Annotated in this window: 20 protein-coding genes; 10 read left to right on the forward strand and 10 right to left on the reverse strand. The window is 74.9% G+C overall.

Annotated elements, in window-relative coordinates; translation table 11 throughout:
- Nucleotides 1-29: 29 nt before the first annotated feature.
- Together ACZ4W5_RS33780 and ACZ4W5_RS33785 are read right to left on the reverse strand one after the other, a co-directional pair.
- Nucleotides 30-1,643: a hypothetical protein gene (locus ACZ4W5_RS33780; RefSeq protein ID WP_465658862.1), complete on the reverse strand. Its 1,614-nt coding sequence runs from the start codon at nucleotides 1,641-1,643 to the stop codon at nucleotides 30-32.
- Between the two features lie 112 nt (nucleotides 1,644-1,755).
- A complete protein-coding gene (locus ACZ4W5_RS33785) occupies nucleotides 1,756-1,950 on the reverse strand; it encodes a hypothetical protein (RefSeq protein WP_097238968.1) in 195 nt (64 codons plus the stop codon).
- A 409-nt stretch (nucleotides 1,951-2,359) separates the two neighbouring features.
- Here ACZ4W5_RS33785 and ACZ4W5_RS33790 point away from each other — a divergent pair, with 409 nt between their 5' ends.
- From ACZ4W5_RS33790 to ACZ4W5_RS33805, 4 genes are all read left to right on the forward strand, one after another.
- Entirely contained in the window at nucleotides 2,360-2,752 is a 393-nt protein-coding gene (locus tag ACZ4W5_RS33790; protein ID WP_360239817.1) for an ankyrin repeat domain-containing protein, read from the forward strand.
- A gap of 24 nt (nucleotides 2,753-2,776) precedes the next feature.
- Nucleotides 2,777-3,292: a GNAT family N-acetyltransferase gene (locus ACZ4W5_RS33795; RefSeq protein ID WP_465658864.1), complete on the forward strand. Its 516-nt coding sequence runs from the start codon at nucleotides 2,777-2,779 to the stop codon at nucleotides 3,290-3,292.
- Nucleotides 3,293-3,321: 29 nt separating this feature from the next.
- Nucleotides 3,322-4,395, forward strand: a complete 1,074-nt coding sequence (locus ACZ4W5_RS33800) for a serine hydrolase domain-containing protein (RefSeq protein ID WP_465658865.1) — start codon at nucleotides 3,322-3,324, stop codon at nucleotides 4,393-4,395.
- 120 nt (nucleotides 4,396-4,515) lie between these two features.
- Nucleotides 4,516-5,016: an NUDIX domain-containing protein gene (locus tag ACZ4W5_RS33805; RefSeq protein ID WP_465658866.1), complete on the forward strand. Its 501-nt coding sequence runs from the start codon at nucleotides 4,516-4,518 to the stop codon at nucleotides 5,014-5,016.
- Between the two features lie 9 nt (nucleotides 5,017-5,025).
- Here ACZ4W5_RS33805 and ACZ4W5_RS33810 read toward each other — a convergent pair whose 3' ends face one another.
- The 3 genes from ACZ4W5_RS33810 to ACZ4W5_RS33820 all read right to left on the reverse strand — a co-directional run bounded on the left by ACZ4W5_RS33810 (nucleotide 5,026) and on the right by ACZ4W5_RS33820 (nucleotide 7,426).
- Nucleotides 5,026-5,676, reverse strand: coding sequence for a vitamin K epoxide reductase family protein (locus tag ACZ4W5_RS33810; protein ID WP_465658867.1), 651 nt, complete (start codon nucleotides 5,674-5,676; stop codon nucleotides 5,026-5,028).
- A gap of 123 nt (nucleotides 5,677-5,799) precedes the next feature.
- Nucleotides 5,800-6,606, reverse strand: coding sequence for a DsbA family protein (locus ACZ4W5_RS33815; protein ID WP_360239802.1), 807 nt, complete (start codon nucleotides 6,604-6,606; stop codon nucleotides 5,800-5,802).
- A gap of 145 nt (nucleotides 6,607-6,751) precedes the next feature.
- Nucleotides 6,752-7,426 (reverse strand): hypothetical protein, encoded by a 675-nt coding sequence (locus tag ACZ4W5_RS33820; protein ID WP_360239799.1) that lies wholly within the window; start codon nucleotides 7,424-7,426, stop codon nucleotides 6,752-6,754.
- 202 nt (nucleotides 7,427-7,628) lie between these two features.
- On the opposite strand from ACZ4W5_RS33820, the gene ACZ4W5_RS33825 reads away from it, so the two are divergent.
- Nucleotides 7,629-8,507 (forward strand): CHAD domain-containing protein, encoded by an 879-nt coding sequence (locus ACZ4W5_RS33825; protein WP_402486313.1) that lies wholly within the window; start codon nucleotides 7,629-7,631, stop codon nucleotides 8,505-8,507.
- Between the two features lie 59 nt (nucleotides 8,508-8,566).
- Here ACZ4W5_RS33825 and ACZ4W5_RS33830 read toward each other — a convergent pair whose 3' ends face one another.
- Complete coding sequence (locus ACZ4W5_RS33830) at nucleotides 8,567-8,887, reverse strand: DUF6980 family protein (protein WP_465658869.1); 321 nt, start codon at nucleotides 8,885-8,887, stop codon at nucleotides 8,567-8,569.
- A 77-nt stretch (nucleotides 8,888-8,964) separates the two neighbouring features.
- Entirely contained in the window at nucleotides 8,965-9,750 is a 786-nt protein-coding gene (locus ACZ4W5_RS33835; RefSeq protein WP_465658871.1) for a uracil-DNA glycosylase, read from the reverse strand.
- Nucleotides 9,751-9,934: 184 nt separating this feature from the next.
- Here ACZ4W5_RS33835 and ACZ4W5_RS33840 point away from each other — a divergent pair, with 184 nt between their 5' ends.
- Both ACZ4W5_RS33840 and ACZ4W5_RS33845 read left to right on the forward strand, forming a co-directional pair.
- A complete protein-coding gene (locus ACZ4W5_RS33840; protein WP_465658873.1) occupies nucleotides 9,935-11,011 on the forward strand; it encodes a slipin family protein in 1,077 nt (358 codons plus the stop codon).
- A 91-nt stretch (nucleotides 11,012-11,102) separates the two neighbouring features.
- The gene (locus ACZ4W5_RS33845) at nucleotides 11,103-11,555 is read left to right on the forward strand and encodes a CBS domain-containing protein (RefSeq protein WP_360239784.1); all 453 of its coding nucleotides are present in this window, start codon (nucleotides 11,103-11,105) and stop codon (nucleotides 11,553-11,555) included.
- Between the two features lie 16 nt (nucleotides 11,556-11,571).
- Here the strand turns inward: ACZ4W5_RS33845 and ACZ4W5_RS33850 are convergent, their stop codons facing one another.
- Nucleotides 11,572-12,192 carry a TetR/AcrR family transcriptional regulator gene (locus ACZ4W5_RS33850; RefSeq protein WP_465658874.1) on the reverse strand — a complete coding sequence of 207 codons (621 nt, stop codon included), beginning with the start codon at nucleotides 12,190-12,192 and terminating at the stop codon, nucleotides 11,572-11,574.
- Nucleotides 12,193-12,270: 78 nt separating this feature from the next.
- Here ACZ4W5_RS33850 and ACZ4W5_RS33855 point away from each other — a divergent pair, with 78 nt between their 5' ends.
- Nucleotides 12,271-12,786 carry a DUF1453 domain-containing protein gene (locus ACZ4W5_RS33855; RefSeq protein ID WP_465658875.1) on the forward strand — a complete coding sequence of 172 codons (516 nt, stop codon included), beginning with the start codon at nucleotides 12,271-12,273 and terminating at the stop codon, nucleotides 12,784-12,786.
- A 43-nt stretch (nucleotides 12,787-12,829) separates the two neighbouring features.
- Here the strand turns inward: ACZ4W5_RS33855 and ACZ4W5_RS33860 are convergent, their stop codons facing one another.
- Nucleotides 12,830-15,733 (reverse strand): FAD-binding and (Fe-S)-binding domain-containing protein, encoded by a 2,904-nt coding sequence (locus ACZ4W5_RS33860; protein WP_465658877.1) that lies wholly within the window; start codon nucleotides 15,731-15,733, stop codon nucleotides 12,830-12,832.
- Between the two features lie 112 nt (nucleotides 15,734-15,845).
- Between ACZ4W5_RS33860 and ACZ4W5_RS33865 the strand changes: the two genes are divergently transcribed.
- Both ACZ4W5_RS33865 and ACZ4W5_RS33870 read left to right on the forward strand, forming a co-directional pair.
- Nucleotides 15,846-16,271 carry a hypothetical protein gene (locus tag ACZ4W5_RS33865; protein WP_465658878.1) on the forward strand — a complete coding sequence of 142 codons (426 nt, stop codon included), beginning with the start codon at nucleotides 15,846-15,848 and terminating at the stop codon, nucleotides 16,269-16,271.
- A complete protein-coding gene (locus ACZ4W5_RS33870) occupies nucleotides 16,268-16,468 on the forward strand; it encodes a hypothetical protein (RefSeq protein ID WP_465658880.1) in 201 nt (66 codons plus the stop codon). Before ACZ4W5_RS33865 ends, ACZ4W5_RS33870 begins: the two co-directional genes overlap by 4 nt.
- 1 nt (nucleotide 16,469) lies before the next feature.
- Here the strand turns inward: ACZ4W5_RS33870 and ACZ4W5_RS33875 are convergent, their stop codons facing one another.
- Nucleotides 16,470-17,474, reverse strand: a complete 1,005-nt coding sequence (locus ACZ4W5_RS33875) for a glycosyltransferase family 2 protein (protein WP_360239763.1) — start codon at nucleotides 17,472-17,474, stop codon at nucleotides 16,470-16,472.
- Between the last annotated feature and the right edge of the window lie 256 nt (nucleotides 17,475-17,730).

Raw genomic sequence — 17,730 nt, forward strand, 5'->3', positions numbered from 1 at the left:
GGCGCCGGTCGCCCCCGCTTCCCGGGCGGTCAGGAGATCGGTCGGGAACGGATCATCGGCTCGGTCTTGCCGAGGTCGACCGGGCGGACGGGCGGGGCGGCGTCCGCCGGGACCACCGGCGGGCGGTCCGGGCGGGGCGGCGCCTCGGAGGCGGGCTCGGTCCGGCTGTCGCGGTGCGGCAGCAGGGCGATCACCGCGTCGCGCAGCTGGGCCGGGGCCTCGTCGTCCAGCGGGTCGACGGTGGCGGGCACCTGGAGCCGGACAGGGGCGCCGTTGCCGATCCGGGCGTAGCCGCGGCCGACCGGGGCGTGGGCGGCGGGCACGATGTCCAGCGGTGCGCCGAGCGCGGCGTGGCCCTCCTCGGGCCCGGCCGGGCCGAGCAGCACCCGGGCCCGGGTGGTGGCCCGGACGGTCGGGGTGATCCGGTCCCGGGCCTCGACGTCGTCGGCGATCACCACGGTGACCCGGGCGGCCCGGCCGTGCCGCAGCGGCAGCTCCAGCAGCTCCTGCGGGTCGGGGCGGCCCTCGGCGCGGGCGAGTTCGCCCAGCTCGGTCGGGTGGTCCAGCAGCAGCCAGAGCGGCCGGGTGAGGTCCTCGGGCAGCGCGGCGCCGGTGTACCGGGCGGTGTTCAGCGCGGCGAGCCGCCGCTCGGTCTCCCGGGCGGCCCACTCCAGGGCGGCCAGTGCGCCGTGCAGGCTGGTCTCCACGGTGTGCACGCCGGGCCGGTTGACCAGGCAGGCGTGCTCCCCGGTGCCGGCGCCGTCGACCACCACCAGGTCGGCGTACGGGAGCGCCTGGAGCGCGATCGAGCGGATCAGGCTGGAGGTGCCGTAGCCGGCGACGCCGAGGGCCAGCAGGTGCGGCTCGGAGGAGCGCGGGCCGGTGCGCCAGACCACCGGCGGCTGCTGGGCGGTGGCCCCGCCCTGCTGGACCGGAATGGTGCGGGCGGTGCCGTCCTCGTCCGTGAAGCCGAGCACGATCTCGCCCGGGGCGGCGACGAAGCGCTGGGCGGTGATGTCGGTGGGCAGCGGGGCCAGTGCGGTGATCCGCAGCCGGTTGGACTCCTCGTCCCAGTCGAAGCGGTACTCCCGGGCCCGGCCGGCCTTGCCCTGGACGACCTGCTCGATCCGGGCCCGGGCGGCGGGCTCGGTGTCGGTGAAGTACGCGGGGTAGCTCAGCTCCAGCCGGGAGAGCCGGCCCTCGCCGTCGAACTCCCAGGAGCCGAAGGCGTTCTTGTAGCTGCCCTCGAAGTGGTACAGCGGGTTGGCGTCCTCGGGGCCGCACAGGTACGGCGTGAGCGCCGAGTAGAGGGCGGCGAGCTTGACGTCGGCGACGTCGGGCGCGGGCGGGGCGGGCGCCGCCTTGGGGGCCCGTCCGGCCCAGGCGGCGCTCGCCATCAGGCCGACCAGCGCGAACAGCAGGCCGTGCGGCAGCAGGTAGATGCCGATCAGCACGGCGGCCGACAGGAACAGCGTCGGACCGCGCCGCTCCTTCGGGGTGGCCTGCCAGCGGCCCTTGGCCCAGCCGGCGTGGTGGCGCAGCCCGCGGCCGATCACGGTGAGCGGGGCGAACATGTCGGTGGCGTGGTCCCCGGCGGTTCGGGCGAACTCGCGGCCCTTGCCGAGATGGCGGTGGAGCGGCATTCCGTGACTCCCCGGACGAGTGGGACGGGTGGGGTGAGGGGGGACTGCTCGTGGTACGACGGGGCCCGGGGCGGTGGGATCCGCGCCCGGGCCGGTGGGGGAGAGGCGGCGCCTAGAACCGAATGCCGCCGAGCAGGCTCGCCAGGCTGGCACCGCCCGCGGTGATGCTGGGGGCGATCGAGGAGCCGGCGACGTAGAAGCCGAAGAGGGCGCAGACGATGGCGTGCGAGACCTTCAGTCCGTCCCTGCGGAAGAACAGAAAGGCGATGGTGCCGAACAGGACGATGCCGGAAATCGAGAGGATCACTTCTGCTCCTCGGGGAGGGGGACGGGGGACAGTGTTACTTAAAGTGCCCTAATCGTGACAAAAAGTAATAGATGATGGAACGGTGCAAACGGGTGGTTCTGCCGTTCAAGGCCTTCGGGTGGGCCGGACGGCGGTGTGCGAACCGGTCGGGGTGGGGGCCCGGAATCGCGTCGGATCCGGGTGGGGCCGGTGCCGCGAGGCATTCCCGGGGGGTGGGCGGGAATCTTCCGGGGGGTCCCGAAAGTTCGCTCGAACGGCGGCGCGACCCGCGCGGCCGCACGTCGTACCGCGTCCCGGGCCGGTGGGGCCGTCGTCCGGAATCCGGACGCCCGCTGGTTCGGCGGCGGCACCGGCCGCTACGGTGCGGTACGCACGAGCCCTCGTCACCCCTCTGGAAAGGCAGTCCGCCATGACCGATGCCCCCGACGCCGAGGTGATCGCGCTCGCCGGGAAGCTCTTCGACGCCGCCCGGGCCGGCGACACCGCCACCCTGACCACCGCGCTCGACGCCGGGGTCTCCGCGGACCTCACCAACGGCAGCGGCGACACCCTGGTGATGCTGGCCGCCTACCACGGCCACGCCGCCACCGTCGAAACCCTGCTCCAGCGCGGCGCCGACCCGAACCGCGCCAACGACAAGGGCCAGACCCCGCTCGCCGGGGCCGTCTTCAAGGGCGGCACGGACGTCGTCGAGGCCCTGCTGGCCGGCGGTGCCGACCCGAGGGCCGGCGTCCCGTCCGCCGTCGACGCCGCCGCGATGTTCGGCAAGACCGAGCTGCTCGCCCGGTTCGAGGGCCGCTGAAGCCGAGTCGTAGGCTTTTCCACCATGGAGAGCACCGCCGAGCAGGCCACCAGCACCGTCGAGTTCCGCATCACCGGGTACGCCCACCCCGACGCGCAGGCCCTGTCGGCGGAGGTGCAGCAGGAGTACGTCCGCCGCTACGGCGACCCGGACGAGACCGTGATGCACCCCGAGGACTTCGAGGCCCCGGCCGGCCTGTTCATGATCGCCTACCTGGACGGCCGGCCGGTCGCCTGCGGCGGCTGGCGGGCCAAGCAGGCCGGCCCGGACGGGCTGCGCGACGGCGACGTCGAGCTCAAGCGGATGTTCGTGGTCCCCGCCGCCCGCGGCCGGGGCCTGGCCCGGGCGGTGCTGCACCGCCTGGAGGAGACCGCCGCCGAGGCCGGGCACACCCGCGTCATCCTGGAGACCGGCAGCGAGCAGCCCGAGGCCATCGCGCTGTACGGCTCCGAGGGCTACACGGCGATCCGCAAGTTCGGCATCTACAAGGAGCACCCGCAGAGCATCTGCCTCGGCAAGGAACTCCCCGCGGCGGTCTGAGCGGAGGGTGCCCCGGGTAGACATCCGGGGTGGACCACCGAGCCCCCGAAGCGGGACGCCTCCCCGCCCTGGTCGCGCCCGGCGGGGAGCTGGACCGGCTGGTCCTGGCCGGCCTGCGGGCCGTCGGCGCGGGCGCCGTCTGGGCCGTCGGCGACGCCGGGGGCACCCTCGGCGTCGGCAGCCACGGCACCCTCGGGCGGGGCCCGTACGCGCGGCTCGTGCCGGGGCCGGACACCCTGTACGACCTCGCCAGCCTCACCAAGGTGGTGGCGCTCTGGCCCGCCGCCGGAGTGCTGTGGCAGTCCGGTCGACTGCCGCTGGACGAACCGCTCGGCCACTGGTGGCCGTCCGCCGCCGGGCGGCCCGTCGATGCGGTGACGGTCCGTCAACTCCTGGCCCACACCGCCGGGATGCTGCCGTACACCCGCTTCGAGCAGCTCTACGGGCGGGAGCCGGCGGCGATCCGGGCCGGGGTGCTGGCCGCCCCGCTGCACCGCGCGCCGGGGGTGGCCGTGGAGTACACCGACCGCGCCGCCGTACTGCTCTGCTACCTGGTCGAGGACCTCGGCGGCGCGCCGCTGGACGTCCTCGCCGAGCGCTGGACCTGGCGGCCGCTCGGCATGACCGACACCCGGTACGGGCCGCTCGGCGCCGCGGAGACCGCCCGGACCGCGCCCACCGAGTGGCACGAGCCGACCGGCGCCCACCTGCGCGGCGTCGTCCACGACCCCTCCGCCCGGCTGCTCGGCGGCGTCTCCGGCAACGCCGGCGTCTTCTCCACCGCCCGCGACCTGGCCCGCTTCCTCACCGCCGTGCTCGCCCCGCCCCCCGAACTCCCGTGGGGCGGGCGGTGGATCACCGAATCGCTGCGCGAGCAGACCGGCGGCCTGGCCCCCGCGCGCGGCCTGTCCTGGCTGTTCTCGGCCGGCACCGACCCGGCCGAGGGCACCTTCGTCCACTACGGCTTCACCGGCACCGGCTGCTGGGTCTCCCGCCGCCAGGGCCGCTGGGCCCTGCTGCTCACCAACAAGGTGCACCACGACCGGAACACCCAGCCGCTGACCGACCTGCGCAACGCCTTCCGCCGGGCGGTCTTCGGCTGACACGCGTCTCGGCACGCGCCACGGCTACCCGATCGGGTGGATTAGGTACGAACCACCTTTGCCGGGGCGGCGGTTGCGGCAGAGTGGCCGGGACGGACAGCGGCCGGCGGAGGAGGCGCGATGACGGAGACCTGGGCACTCACGGAGGAGGAGTGGCTCGCCGGGATAGTGCGCGCCTACATCGGCTGCAGCGTGCTGCTGACCGATGAGGACGGCAAGATCCTGCTGCTGAAAGCGACTTACCGCGACCAGTGGCAGTTCCCCGGCGGCGGGATGGACCCGGGGGAGCGCCCCGCCGAGTGCGCGGCCCGCGAACTGCGGGAGGAGACCGGGCTGTCGGCGGGCGAGCTGCGGCTCCTGGCGGTGGAGTGGCGCGAGGCGATCCCCGACCAGGGCCGGCACGCCCACCCGGCCGTGCACTTCATGTTCGACGGCGGCGCGGTCGAGCCGGGCGCGGTGATCCGGTTGCAGCCGGAGGAGATCGCCGACCACGGCTACTTCACCCCCGCCCGGGCGGCCGCCCTGCTGCACCCCTGCGCGGCGCGCCGGCTCACCGGGGCCCTGGAGGCCCGGCGCACCGGCGCCGCCGTGCTGCTGCACTCGGCGGGGTACGTGGGTTGACCGGGCCGGTCAGCCGAGGGTGCTCCAGTAGTACCAGAACCGGTTCAGGACCAGCAGGGCGATCACCGCCGCCCACAGCACCGGCAGCGCCCAGTGGTAGCGCGCCGCCTCCCGGACCACCGCCCGCGCCCTCGGCCCGACCGGGATCACGCCGGTGCGCAGGTTGTGCAGCGTGGTGTACCAGAACAGCACCACCACCGTCGCCCAGACCACCATGCAGTACGGGCACAGCGCGCCGATCTCGTACAGCGCCTGGTCGATCAGCCAGTGCACGAACACCATGCCCAGCGCCGTCCCGGCGTGCAGGCCCAGCCAGAACCAGCGCCGGTACGCGGCGCCCGCCAGCAGCCCCGCCCCGATCGCCGCCAGCGCGCCGAACGCGGCCAGGCCGAGCAGCGGGTTCGGGAAGCCGAAGACCTCCGCCTGCTCGGTGCGCATCACCGAACCGCAGCTGATCACCGGATTGATGTTGCAGCTGGGGACGTACGACGGGTTCTCCAGGATGCGGAGCTTGTCGAAGGTCAGGACGGCCGAGGCGGCCAGCCCGACCAGTCCGCCGAGGAACAGCAGGAGGGCGAGGGCCCGGCTCGCGCCGATCGGGCCACGGCCGGCGGTGTCGGGGGCGGACGGGGAGGGGTGCACGGTGGTCGGGGCGGTCATGACAGCACACTCCGGTGGCTGGCTGGGAGGGGCCGGCCCGGCCGGGAGTTCGGCCGGGCCGGTGGTGCCGTGCGGGGCGGGGCGGGACGGTACAGGCGCGGTGCGGTGCGGGCGCGGTGCGGCCTACTGGAGGCCGGCGGCCTGCTTCACCTGGGCGGTGAACTGCTCCGGCGTGGCGGTGGTGTTGCCCGCGAACAGGTTGATCGTCTTGCCGTCCACCTTGACCGTCGGGGTACCGGTCACCTGGCTGTTGTTGAACGCGTCGGCCACCTTCGCCGCCCACGGCGCGTACGTCCGGTCGGTGACCGCCTTCACGAAGGCGTCCGTCTTGAGCCCGGGCACCTGGCCGGCCAGGTCCAGCAGGTGGTTGACGTCGCCGAAGTCGTCGCTGCGCTCGTCCGGCTGGTTGGCGTACAGCACGTCGTGGAAGGCCTTGAACTTCTCCACGCCCTCGTTCAGCGCGGCGCCGGCAGCCGCCAGGGCGGTGCGCGAGCCCTTGCCGCCGAGGTTCTTGTCCAGGAAGGCGGCCAGGTGGAACTCCACCTTGATCTGGCCGTCCTGGGTGAGCTGCTTGACGGTCTGGCCGTTCGCCGCCTCGAAGTGCTTGCAGACCGGGCAGCGGAAGTCCTCGTAGACCTCCATGGTGTGCGGGGCGTCGGCCTTGCCGTAGGTGATCACCGTGCCGTCCGGGCCGGTGGCGTTGGCCGGCACGACCAGCGGGGCCGAGGAGGCGGCCGCGGCCGCCTTGTCGTCGTTCTTCGAACCGGTGTTGATCGCGAGCGCGACACCGCCGGCCAGGGCCAGCACGACGACGGCGGAGACCGACACGACGATCAGCTGGCGGCGCTTGGCGGCCTGCTGCTCGCGGCGCTGCGCCTCCTGGATCCGCTCGCGGGCGCTGACGCGCTTCTTGTTCTTGTCCTGAGCCATGGGGAAGTCAACTCCTGTACGCGGCGCGCGGGCGCGCGCGGGTGGCCGCACTCGGGTGCGGCGGGGGCAGGGAACGCGGAGTCGAGCGCACTGCCCGCGGGCGTACGGAACCGTGCACGCTCAGGTGACGGAAGGGGGTACGCGCTCAGCAGGCAGGCGCGAGGACCGGCGGACCACGCCGGGGAGCCGGGCTCAGGACCACGTCCTCGCGGCGCGGCCGCTCGTGGTCGGACACCGGCAGCGGCACCCGCAGCACCGGGCGCACCGGGGCGGGAAGCAGCAGCAGGAGCAGCGCCCGCAGCGGGCGGGCCAGGGACTGGCGCAGCGCGCGCAGCGCCCGGGCCAGGCCGGACAGCGCGGCGTCACCCAGCCGCAGCCAGGCCGAGGCGGCCAGCGCGATCGCCAGGTGCACCACCAGGAGCAGCAGCTGGGTCGCCGCGGGCGCCAGCTCCCCGGTGTGGCCCAGCGGGCCGCCCAGCAGCGAGCCGTCCACCGAACCGCCGCCGCAGACCAGCAGGTTCACCCCGCGCGCGGACACGTGCTCGGAGAGCACCGGCCCACAGGCGGTCTGGCCCAGGTTGAAGGTGGTGTTCAGCAGCAGCTCGACCGGCACCATCACGGCGGTGATGTGCAGCAGCCGGCGTTCCCCGCCGGCCAGCGCGGCCACCACCAGGAAGACGACGGCGCTCGCCGTGGCCACCAGCGACAGCGACAGCGGGCGACCGGTGATGACCACCTGGCCCAACGCGGCCATCGGCACGGCGAGCGCGGTGAACACCGCAGCCCGCAGGGCCCTGGTCGCATGGGTGGAGGTCAGCACGCTCCGGAGTATGCCATGCCCCTCGCGCCCGGCACGAGGGTGCGTACGGCCCTTGACTGCCGAGGGTGCCGCCCGCCCGGGCCGTGACGGCGGCCGCCCGGGCCGTGACAGCGCCCGCCCGGGCTGTGCGGGGTCGACAGCCGCCGCCCGGTGCCTACCCTGGAAGGCATCACCGGTGACCCCGACGAGGGGGTGCGCGTCCATGGCGAGGCCCGAGACCACGGTCGGACGGGTGCTGCTCGACCGCGTCGAGGCCCAGGCGGTGGTGCTGGCCGGACTGGACGACGCCGTCCGCGCGGACGAACCCGACGCCGTGCACCGGATGCGGGTCGCCTGCCGACGGCTGCGCAGCGCGCTGCGCACCTTCCGCCGACTGCTCGCCCCCGGCAGCACCGACACCCTGGTCGCCGACCTGCGCTGGCTGGGCGCCGCCCTCGGCCGGGCCCGGGACGGCGAGGTGCTCGCCGAACGGCTGGCTGCCCGGGCCGGCGAACTGCCGGAGGCCTGCGGGCCGGAACGGGTCGCCGGGGCGCTGCGGGAGTGGGGCCGGACCGAGTACCGCCGGGCCTGGCCCGAGGTGGTCGCCGCCCTCGACAGCCCCCGCCGCCGGGCGCTGGCCGAGGCCCTGACCACCCTGCTCGCCGACCCGCCGCTGCGCCCGCGCGCCGCCCGGGCCGCCGGCCCCGAGCTCTCCCGGATCGCGGCCCGGGAACAGCGCCGCACCGCCGCCCGGATCCGCACCGCCCTCGCGGCCGGCCCCGCGGAGCGCGACGTCGCCCTGCACGAGGCCCGCAAGGCCGCCAAGCGCGCCCGCTACGCCGGGGAGACGGCGGCACCCGCGGTCGGCGCGGCGGCGGAGCGCTACGCGGAGCGGATGAAGGCCGTCCAGGAGGTGCTGGGCGAGCACCAGGACGCGGTGGTCGCCGCCGCGGCCCTGGCGGCCCGGCCCGCGGCGGCCGGCGAGCCCTTCGCCTGCGGGGTGCTCTACGCGGGCCAGTTGGCAGCGGCGGAGGCCGCCCGGGCCAGGCTGCCGGAGGTGTGGGCGAGGGCGTCGGGCCGGAAGCTGGCGCGGTTCGGTTAGGCGGCCTGGGGAACTGCGGCCCGGGGAACCGCGCGCCTCGGGAACTGCGGCCTGGTGAACTAGCGGGTGTCGCCGTCGGGCAGGGCGAGCCAGCGGTCGTCCTCGAACTCGGCGGGGACGTCCTCCGCCCAGGGGTCGATGCCCCGGCGTTCCAGCTCGTCGAACCAGCGGTCCCGCTGGGACTCGGGGAGCCGTGCCGCGCACCACGGGCAGAAGTCGATGCCGATGCTGGACCGGCCGCCGTCGTGGACGACGATCCCGTACTCCTGGTACTTCGCGATGAACAGCACCACCGCGTCGGGGCAGTCGTACGGGTCGTCGTGCTGGTGGCACTGTCGGTCCAGCTGCCTGGTCATCGACTCGCAACAGTGTGCTGTCATCGCCTCGGACGCTCCGGGTCTTCTTGTGGGGGGCACAACGGGTTCGGGTGGAGGTTACGGCGGTTCGGCGCCGCGCCCTAACGGGGGCTGAGCCCCGCCGAGACGGCCGCCTCGCGGAGCAGGTCGCGGAGCATCGCGGTGGTCAGCCGCCCGGTGTTCGTGTTGCGCGGGCTGACGTGGTAGCAGCCGTACAGCCGCAGGTCGGGGCCGCCGTCCCGGGCGGGGAGGGTGACCAGGGCGGCGTGGCCGAAGGCCGGGCGCGGGCGCGGGACGGTCCAACCGGCGTCGGCGAGCACCGGCAGCATCGCCTGCCAGGCGAAGCCGCCGAGGGCGACGACCGTCCGTACGGTGGGGCGCAGCAGTTGCAGTTCGCGGGTGATCCAGGGGCGGCAGGCGTCGCGTTCGGCGGTGCTGGGCTTGTTGTCGGGCGGGGCGCAGCGGACCGGGTCGGTGATCCGGACGCCGTACAGCTCCAGTCCGTCGCCGTGTCGGACGGACTCCGCGCGGTTGGCGAGTCCGAGTTCGTGGAGGGCCGCGTAGAGGAGGTCGCCGGAGGGGTCGCCGGTGAAGATCCGGCCGGTGCGGTTGGCGCCGTGGGCGGCGGGGGCGAGACCGACCAGGACGAGCGGGGCGTCGGGCGGGCCGAAGCCGGGGATCGGCCGGGCCCAGTAGTCCCAGTCCTGGTAGGCGCGGCGCTTGGTGCGGGCGGTCTCCTCGCGCCAGGCGACCAGCCGGGGGCAGGCCCGGCAGTCGGTGACGACCCGGTCGAGGACGGTGAGTCCGCCGGCCCGGGCGGCGGCCGCGGCCGGGTGGCGGGGGTCGCCGGGGTCGTCGGCGGGGTCAACGGCGAGGGCCGGCTGCATGTCATCGATCCTAGTGTCCTGACTCAGGACACCAGGGCCCGTCTTCCCCAGGGGTGCAGCCCGTTCGATCCGGCGGTGTCCGGGCAGGCGTAGCGTGGAAGCAGTTGCTCCGGTGGCCCCCGGCCCGGTTCGGCCGGCGGCGGCCGGACGCGCCGGTGTGCGCGGAGGCCGCGAGGAGGCCGCGATGATCGTCGATGCGGTGCTGGGGGCTCTCGGGGGGCTGGTCGGGCTGGGGGCGATCTGGGCGGGGCTGAGCATCCGGGTGGTCCAGCAGTTCCAACGGGGCGTGGTGTTCCGCTTCGGGCGGGTGCGCGAGGAGGTCCGGGAGCCGGGGCTGGTCGCGCTGCTGCCGATCGCGGACCGGCTGCGCCGGGTGAACGTTCAGATCGTGACGATGCCAATCCCGGCGCAGGAGGGCATCACCCGGGACAACGTGACCGTGCGGGTGGACGCGGTCGTCTACTACCGGGTGGAGGACCCGGTCAAGGCGACGGTCAACGTGCAGGACTACAACTTCGCGATCTCCCAGGTCGCGCAGACCTCGCTGCGCTCGATCATCGGCAAGAGCGAACTGGACGACCTGCTGGCCAACCGCGAACCGATCAACCAGGGGCTGGAGTTGATGATCGACAGCCCGGCGCTGGGCTGGGGCATCCAGATCGACCGGGTGGAGATCAAGGACGTCGCCCTGCCGGAGTCGATGAAGCGCTCGATCGCTCGCCAGGCGGAGGCCGAGCGGGAGCGGCGGGCGCGGATCATCACGGCGGACGGTGAGTTCCAGGCCTCGGCCCGGCTGTCGGAGGCGGCGGCGGTGATGAGCGCGACCCCGGCGGCGCTCCAACTGCGGTTGCTGCAGACCGTGGTGGAGGTGGCGGCGGAGAAGAACTCGACGCTGGTGCTGCCGTTCCCGGTGGAGCTGCTGCGGTTCCTGGACAGTGCTACGGAGTCCCAGCAGCGGGACCTGCTGGCGGCCGCTGCGGTTGCCGCCGCCGCGAAGTCCGCGGAACAGGCGGTGGAGCGCGGGGAGGTGCCGGAGGAGGAGCTCCCGCACGAGCCGCCCAAGCACGAGCTGCCGCCGTTGGAGGAGCTGTTGAGCACGTCGCCGCTGGACCGAGCGGATCTGGACGGAGCGGATCTGGACGGGGCGGGTCCGGACGGGGCGGGTCCGGAGGCCGCCGGCCCGGCCGCCGGGTCCGGGTCCGCAGGTGGTTCGACGGAGAGCGGGGCGCAGGAGCGCACCGGGCGCGGGGCGTCGTCCTGAGCGCTGCCCGGCCTGCCCGGGCCCGGTGGCGTGGGTCACCCGGTCGGACCAGGATGGACGAGGGGTCGGAAGTCAGGCCAGGAGGCGGATCATGACCATCGCCAGCGACATCATGCACCCGGGGGCGGAGTGCATCCGTGAGCACGAGACGCTCGCCGCCGCCGCCCGGATCATGCGGGAACGACACGTGGGCGCGCTGCCCATCTGCGGGGAGAACGACCGGCTGCTGGGCATCGTGACGGACCGCGACATCGTGCTGCGCTGCGTCGCGGAGGGGCGCGATCCGTCCGAGGTGACGGCGGGTGAACTGGCGCTCGGCCGGCCGATGACGGTGGAGGCGGACGAGGACTGCGAGCAGGTGCTGCGGGTGATGGAGCAGTACCAGGTGCGCCGCCTGCCGGTGATCAACCACCCGGAGCACAAGCTGGTCGGCATGATCAGCGAGGCCGACATCGCCCGCGGGCTGCCGCAGGCCCGGCTCGCGGAGTTCGTGTCGGCGGTCTGTTCCGACGCGCCGCCGAAGAAGGAGGCGCTGCAGGGCTGATCCGGACGGCGGGTGGTCAGCCGCTCGCCAGGGTGTCGAGGTGGCGGCGCAGCACCGCGCGCAGTTCGTCCGGGCCGACCAGGTCGGGGTGCTGGACGGCCTGCAGGGTGAGGCCGTCCAACAGGGCGGAGAGCCGGCGGGTCTCGACGTCGAGGTCGAGGCCGGGGGTCAGGCCACCGGCGCGTTCGATCTCGACCAGGACATGCCGGACCAGCGCGTCCAGGCCGGTCTGCAACTCGGCGGCGCGGGGCCGTAGTTCGGGCCGGGTGCGGGCAGCTGTGACGAAGGAGAGCCAGAGCGCGGACTCCTCCCGGCGCTCGGCGTCCAGCGGGAGGGTCTCGGCGAGCAGCAGCACGGTCTGTTCGCGCCGGTCGGTGCCGGGAGGCTGATCCGGGTCGAGCAGGGTGCGGGCGTGGGTGCGGATGCGGGCGTCGATCCGGCGGGCCAGCTCCTGCATCGCGAAGATCATCAGCTCGGAGCTGCCGGCGAAGTAGTGCCGCACCGAGCCGATCGCGAGCCCCGCCTCCTCGGCGACGTTGCGCAGTGAGGCGTGCTCCAGGCCCTCCCTGGCCGCGACGCGCAGGACGGCGTTCGCGACGGCCTGGCGGCGTTCCACGGGGTCGACGATCTTCGGCATGTTGCCTTTATAGCACGGGCGAGCTAAATTGATGATTTAGCACGGTCAAGCTATAAAAATCGGGGAGCGGGGCAAGGGATGGGAAGCTGGGTGCACGTGGCGCTGATGGTGGCCGTGGGGGCCGTGGTGGTGGTCCGGCGGCTGCGCGGTGAACCGCTCAACGCGCGGGACCTCCTCGCGCCACCGGTGGTGCTCACCGCGCTCGGGGTGTGGGCGGTGTCGCAGCGGCACGGCCTCGGGGTGGGCGACTACGTCTGGATCGGCGGCGGCGCGGCGCTCGGCGTCGCCCTCGGGGCGCTGCGCGGCGCCACCATTCGGGTGTACGAGCGGGAGGGTGTGCTGTGGCAGCGCTACACCGGGCGGACCTTGCTGGTGGCGGTGGTCTCGCTCGCCGTGATGGCGGGCTTCGCGATGCTCGCCGAGCGCGGCGGCCTGGCGGCGGACGCCCGGCCGGTCCAACTGTCGATCGGCGTGGGCTTCCTGGGGGAGGCGCTGGTGGTCGGCTGTCGCGCGCTCACCTCCGGGACCCCGTTCGCGCCCGAGAAGCGGGACTCGAATTCGCCGTTCGGGGCGAATCGCCGATTCGGCCGGTAACTTTGAGGCCGCGGCCCACGCCGGGGCCTTCCTCGCCGAGTGCCTAACCCGCTTGCGAGGACTGCTTTCGCAGCTCCCGGGCGATCAGCTCCGCCAGGTGCAGGGCCCGTCGGCCGTCCGCGAGTTGGGCGATCTGGGTGCGGCAGCTGAAACCGTCCGCCAGTACCACCGTCTCCGGCCCGGCGGCCCGGACCTCGGGCAGCAGGACGCGCTCGGCGATCGCCTGGGACACCTCGAAGTGCCCGCGTTCGAAACCGAAGTTGCCCGCCAGCCCGCAGCAGCCGGAGTCCAACACCCGGTTGTCCAGGCCCAGTCGGGCCTCGACCCGGCGGTCGGCGGCGCTGCCGAGCACCGCGTGCTGGTGGCAGTGGGTCTGGGTGACGGCCTCCAGCCGGACCCGGGGGAGCGGCGCCTGCGGGGCGTACTCGTCGATGAACTCGGCGAAGGTGCGCGTCCGTTGGGAGAGTGGGCGGCCGTCGGCGCCGAGCAGCCGGGGCAGGTCCTCGCGCAGGGTGGCGGTGCAGCTGGGGTCCAGGCCGACCACGGGGGTGTCGGCCGGGAGCCCGGTGGCCGTCAGGGTCGCCAGGCTTCGCCGCAACACCCGGCGGGCGGTGCCGAGTTGGCCGGTGGAGTACCAGGTGAGGCCGCAGCACACCGGCCCGTCGGGCAGTCGGACGTCGAAGCCCAGGTGTTCCAGCACCTCGACGGCCGAGCGCAGCACGTCCGGCTGGAGGTGGTCGGAGAAGGTGTCCGGCCACAGCAGCACCGGCCGGGCGCCCGCCGGGGCGGGGTGGGCGGCGCGGTGGCGCCGGTACCACCGGGTGAAGGTCTCGGGCGGGAGGACCGGCAGCACCCGGCGCCGGTCGATCCCGCCGAGCCGTTTGAGCAGGGCGCCGGCCCGGGAGCGGGCCAGCGTGTTGGCGGCCGCGGGTGCCAGCGCGGCCGCGCGCAGCCAGAGCGGCAGCCAGCCCATCGAGTAGTGGGAGAGCGGGCGGGGCCGGTGCCGGTAGTGCTGGTACAGGAACTCGGTCTTGTAGGTCGCCATGTCGACGTGCACCGGGCAGTCGCTCGCGCAGCCCTTGCAGCTCAGGCAGAGGTCCAGGGCCTCCCGCACCTCCGCCGAGCGCCAGCCGTCCGCGATGGCCTCGCCGCGCAGCATCTCGGCGAGCAGCCGGGCCCGGCCCCGGGTGGAGTGCCGCTCCTCGCCGGTGGCCATGTAGCTCGGGCACATCACCCCGGTGGTCGGGTCCACGCACTTGGCGACGCCCACGCAGCGGTGCACCGCCTTGGTGAGGCTGCCGCCGTCCTGCTCGTACGGCAGGGCCAGTGGCAGCGGGCGGCGCGGGGCGGTGACGAAGCGCAGGTCGGCGTCGAGCGGGCGGGGGTCGACCAGGGCGCCCGGGTTGAGCAGGTTCTCCGGGTCCCAGATCCGCTTGAACTCGCCGAACAGGTCGATGACTTCGGGCGGGTACATGCGCGGCAGCAGCTCGGACCGGGCCTGCCCGTCACCGTGCTCGCCGGAGAGCGAACCGCCGTACGAGACCGCCAGGTCGGCCGCCTGCTCCAGGAACTCCCGGAAGACCGGGGCCCCGTGCGGCCGGTCCAGCGGGAAGTCGATCCGCAGGTGCACGCAGCCGTCGCCGAAGTGCCCGTACGGCACGCCGTGCAGGCCGTGCCGGCGCAGCAGGGCGCGCAGGCCGCGCAGGTAGTCGCCGAGCCGCTCGGGCGGGACGGCGGAGTCCTCCCAGCCGGGCCAGGCCTCGCCGCCGCCGGGCAGCCGGGTGACGATCCCGGCGCCGGCCTCCCGGACGGCCCACAGCTGGCGCTGCTCGACCGGGTCGGTGACCAGGGCGACGGTGGCCGCGGGCTCCCGGCGCACCGCGTCGGCCAGTCGGCGGGCCGCCTGGTAGGCCTCCAGTGCGGTGGCGCCGCCGGTCTCCAGGAACAGCCAGCACCCGCCGGCGGGCAGCCGGTCCAGGGCGGGCGGGCGCGGGCCGGCGGCGAGCAGGGCGGCGATCAGGTCGGCGGCCATGCCCTCGGCGGTGAGCGGACCGTACGGCAGCAGCGCGGGGACGGCGTCGGCGGCGGCGCCCTCGTCGGGGTAGCCGGCCAGCACCAGGGCGCGGGCCGGCGGGTCCTCGACCAGCCGGACGGTGGCGCCCAGCAGCAGTGCGCAGGTGCCCTCGGTGCCGGTCAGCGCCCGGGCCAGGTGGTGGCCGTGTTCGGGCAGCAGGGCGTCCAGCGGGTAGCCGGAGGTGCGGCGGGGCAGCCGCGGCATGCCCTGCCGGATGACGGCCAGGTTGCGGTCGGTGAACTCCTGGAGTTCGCGGTGCAGTTGGCCCGCCCGGCCGGGCAGTTGCGGCAGCGCCGCGCGCTCGGCGGCGGTGAGCCGCCCGCCGACGGTGAGTTCGGTGCCGTCGGCGAGCAGCAGCTCCAGCCGCTCCACGTTGTCGGCGGTGCGGCCCCAGGCGAGCGAGTGGGAGCCGCAGGAGTCGTTGCCGATCATGCCGCCGAGGGTGCAGCGGCTGTGCGTGGACGGGTCCGGGCCGAAGCGCAGCCCGTACGGCCGGGCGGCGCGCTGGAGGTCGTCCAGCACGGTGCCGGGCTGGACGCGCGCGGTGCGGGCCTCGGCGTCGACCTCCAGCACCGCGCCGAGGTGGCGGCGGAAGTCCAGCACCACGGCGCCCGGGCCGATCGCCTGCCCGCCGATGCTCGTCCCGGCCCCGCGGGCCACCACCGGCACGCCGTACTGCCGGCACAGCGCCAGCGCGGTGCGCACGTCGTCCAGGTCGGCGGGCTTGACCACCCCGAGCGGCAGGTGCCGGTAGTTGGAGGCGTCGTGGCTGTACACCGTGCGCTCGGCGGCGCCGAAGCGGACCTCCCCGCGCAGCACGGCGGCCAGTTCACGGGCCAGTTCGGCCCCGGGGACGGCGGACGGACGGCTCACCAGGGCCTCCCAGGAAGTGGACTCCGCCGATGATCGCAGTCGGGCCGCCGCACCGGTACCGGGCACGACGGGGGTACCGCCGACGGGGTGTCATGTGGCAGTCTCGGCAGTCATGATCGACGACTCCGTGGACCTCGCCGGCCCCGACGCCTACCTCGCCCGGCTGCCGATCGGCGAACCCCTGGCCGTCCCCGCCGACGGCGCGCCGTCCTGGGAGATCTTCCCGTACGACGGCGAGCTGACCGTACGGGAGCTGCGCGCGCCCGAACTGCCCGAGCCGCCGCGCCACGGCGAGGAGGGGCCGGAGCACTGCCGGGAGTGCGCCCGCCCGGACTCCGACTTCCTCTGGACCGACGAGCACTGGCGCCTCGGCGGCGCCGACGTGCCGAGCAGCCTGCCCGTCACCCTGCTGCTGTGGCCCCGGGCCCACCACGACCTGCTGGACCTGCCGGTCGAGCTGTCCGCCGGGCTCGGCCCGATGCTCCAGCGCGTCGAGCGGGCCGTGCTGTCGCTCGGCGGCATCGGCCGGTCCACGTGAACCGCTGGGGCGACGGCGCCGCGCACCTGCACCTGTGGCTGATCGCCCGGCCCGAGGGCATGCGGCAGCTGCGCGGCTCCACCCTGCCGCTGTGGATGGACGTGCTGCCGCCGCTGCCCGCCGAGCTGTGGGCCGAGCGGGCCCGTCGGATCGCCGCCGCGATGGCCGCCGGGGGCGGAACCGCGCACGCCCGCTGAGCTACTTGCGGCCGGTGAGGGTGCCGCGGGCGATGTGGGAGAGCTTGGCGACCTCGAAGGCCGGGTAGGCGCCGCCGGCCAGCAGGGAGAACTTGATGCCCTCACGGCCGGCCGGCTTGCGGTGGCCGGGCGGCTGGAAGCGGCGGTGGTGCTCGGCGGCGCGGTGGAAGAACTGGGGGCGTTCGGCGCGGGAGACGCAGCCGGCGAGGTCGAAGACGAACAGGTAGTGCCGGATCATCCGGACGAACAGGGCGTCGCGGACCGCGTAAAGGTGGGGCTGGTCCTCCAGCAGGGCGAAGCTGCGCTCGTACTGCTCGAAGAGGTCGAACACGCTGCTGCCCGGCCCGCCGGCCGGGTGGACGGTCTCCCGGCGGCGCAGCTGGACGCACTCGCGGGCCAGGACGGCGGCCTTGCGGGCGCCGAGCAGCGCCGCGTGCACCACCGGGATCTCCTCGTAGCGGCCGTTGGGGAAGGCGAGCCCGAGCTCCTCCCAGTGGCCGCGGCGGATCAGCCGGTCCCAGATCAGCGGGGGTGCGCCGAACAGCTCGGGCCGGTCGAAGGGGGCGAAGGGCTCGGGGCCGGCCTCGGCGAGCAGGGCCTCGGCGCCGCCCGGCCAGTCGCGGTCGTTGTGGCGGCGGGAGTGGCCGAACAACAGGACGTCGACCGGGCCGGTCTGCCGGAGCCGGTCGGCGAGCGCCTGGAGGGCGTCCCGGGGCAGCAGATGGTCGGCGTCGAGGAACAGCAGGTGCTCGCCGGTGGCCCGCGCCGCGCCCGCGTTCCGGCTCACCCCGACCCCGACGGCCGCGTTCAGGTGCAGCACCGACACCCGGGGGTGCCGGGCCGCGTAGGCGTCGGCCAGCCCGCCCGCGGTCTCGGGGGAGCGGTCGGCGACCACGATCACCTCGACGTCGGCCAGGGTCTGGGCGAGCAGCGAGTCCAGGCAGTCGGCGAGCTGTCCGTGCTGGTCGTAGGCGGGGAGCACGACGCTGATCAGGGGTGAGGGCATGACGCCGGAGCGTAAGAGGGCGCGCGAACCGTGGCAAAGGGCTGACGGTGCGTAATTGCGAGCAATCAGTGGCAAATCGTACGAGCGTACGCCATATCTTCACGCCGCCTTCCGGACGCGTCCACGCCAGGTGGCGACAGGCCGGGCAGGACGCGCGCCGGGGGGGGGGGGGGGGGGGGGGGGGGGGGGGGGGGGGGGGGGGGGGGGGGGGGGGGGGGGGGGGGGGCCCGCCCCCCCCCCCCCAACCCGTTCCCAA

The organism is Kitasatospora sp. NPDC029367 (assembly GCF_055569135.1).

Bases quoted from the DNA above. Each gene is read 5' to 3' on its own strand.
- ACZ4W5_RS33830 (WP_465658869.1), bottom strand. From the start codon at position 8,887: ATGACAGCACACTGTTGCGAGTCGATGACCAGGCAGCTGGACCGACAG.
- ACZ4W5_RS33845 (WP_360239784.1), top strand. From the start codon at position 11,103: ATGACCATCGCCAGCGACATCATGCACCCGGGGGCGGAGTGCATCCGT.
- ACZ4W5_RS33875 (WP_360239763.1), bottom strand. From the start codon at position 17,474: ATGCCCTCACCCCTGATCAGCGTCGTGCTCCCCGCCTACGACCAGCAC.
- ACZ4W5_RS33865 (WP_465658878.1), top strand. From the start codon at position 15,846: ATGATCGACGACTCCGTGGACCTCGCCGGCCCCGACGCCTACCTCGCC.
- ACZ4W5_RS33855 (WP_465658875.1), top strand. From the start codon at position 12,271: ATGGGAAGCTGGGTGCACGTGGCGCTGATGGTGGCCGTGGGGGCCGTG.
- ACZ4W5_RS33815 (WP_360239802.1), bottom strand. From the start codon at position 6,606: ATGGCTCAGGACAAGAACAAGAAGCGCGTCAGCGCCCGCGAGCGGATC.
- ACZ4W5_RS33835 (WP_465658871.1), bottom strand. From the start codon at position 9,750: ATGCAGCCGGCCCTCGCCGTTGACCCCGCCGACGACCCCGGCGACCCC.
- ACZ4W5_RS33840 (WP_465658873.1), top strand. From the start codon at position 9,935: ATGATCGTCGATGCGGTGCTGGGGGCTCTCGGGGGGCTGGTCGGGCTG.
- ACZ4W5_RS33850 (WP_465658874.1), bottom strand. From the start codon at position 12,192: ATGCCGAAGATCGTCGACCCCGTGGAACGCCGCCAGGCCGTCGCGAAC.
- ACZ4W5_RS33810 (WP_465658867.1), bottom strand. From the start codon at position 5,676: ATGACCGCCCCGACCACCGTGCACCCCTCCCCGTCCGCCCCCGACACC.
- ACZ4W5_RS33780 (WP_465658862.1), bottom strand. From the start codon at position 1,643: ATGCCGCTCCACCGCCATCTCGGCAAGGGCCGCGAGTTCGCCCGAACC.
- ACZ4W5_RS33790 (WP_360239817.1), top strand. From the start codon at position 2,360: ATGACCGATGCCCCCGACGCCGAGGTGATCGCGCTCGCCGGGAAGCTC.
- ACZ4W5_RS33805 (WP_465658866.1), top strand. From the start codon at position 4,516: ATGACGGAGACCTGGGCACTCACGGAGGAGGAGTGGCTCGCCGGGATA.
- ACZ4W5_RS33825 (WP_402486313.1), top strand. From the start codon at position 7,629: ATGGCGAGGCCCGAGACCACGGTCGGACGGGTGCTGCTCGACCGCGTC.
- ACZ4W5_RS33795 (WP_465658864.1), top strand. From the start codon at position 2,777: ATGGAGAGCACCGCCGAGCAGGCCACCAGCACCGTCGAGTTCCGCATC.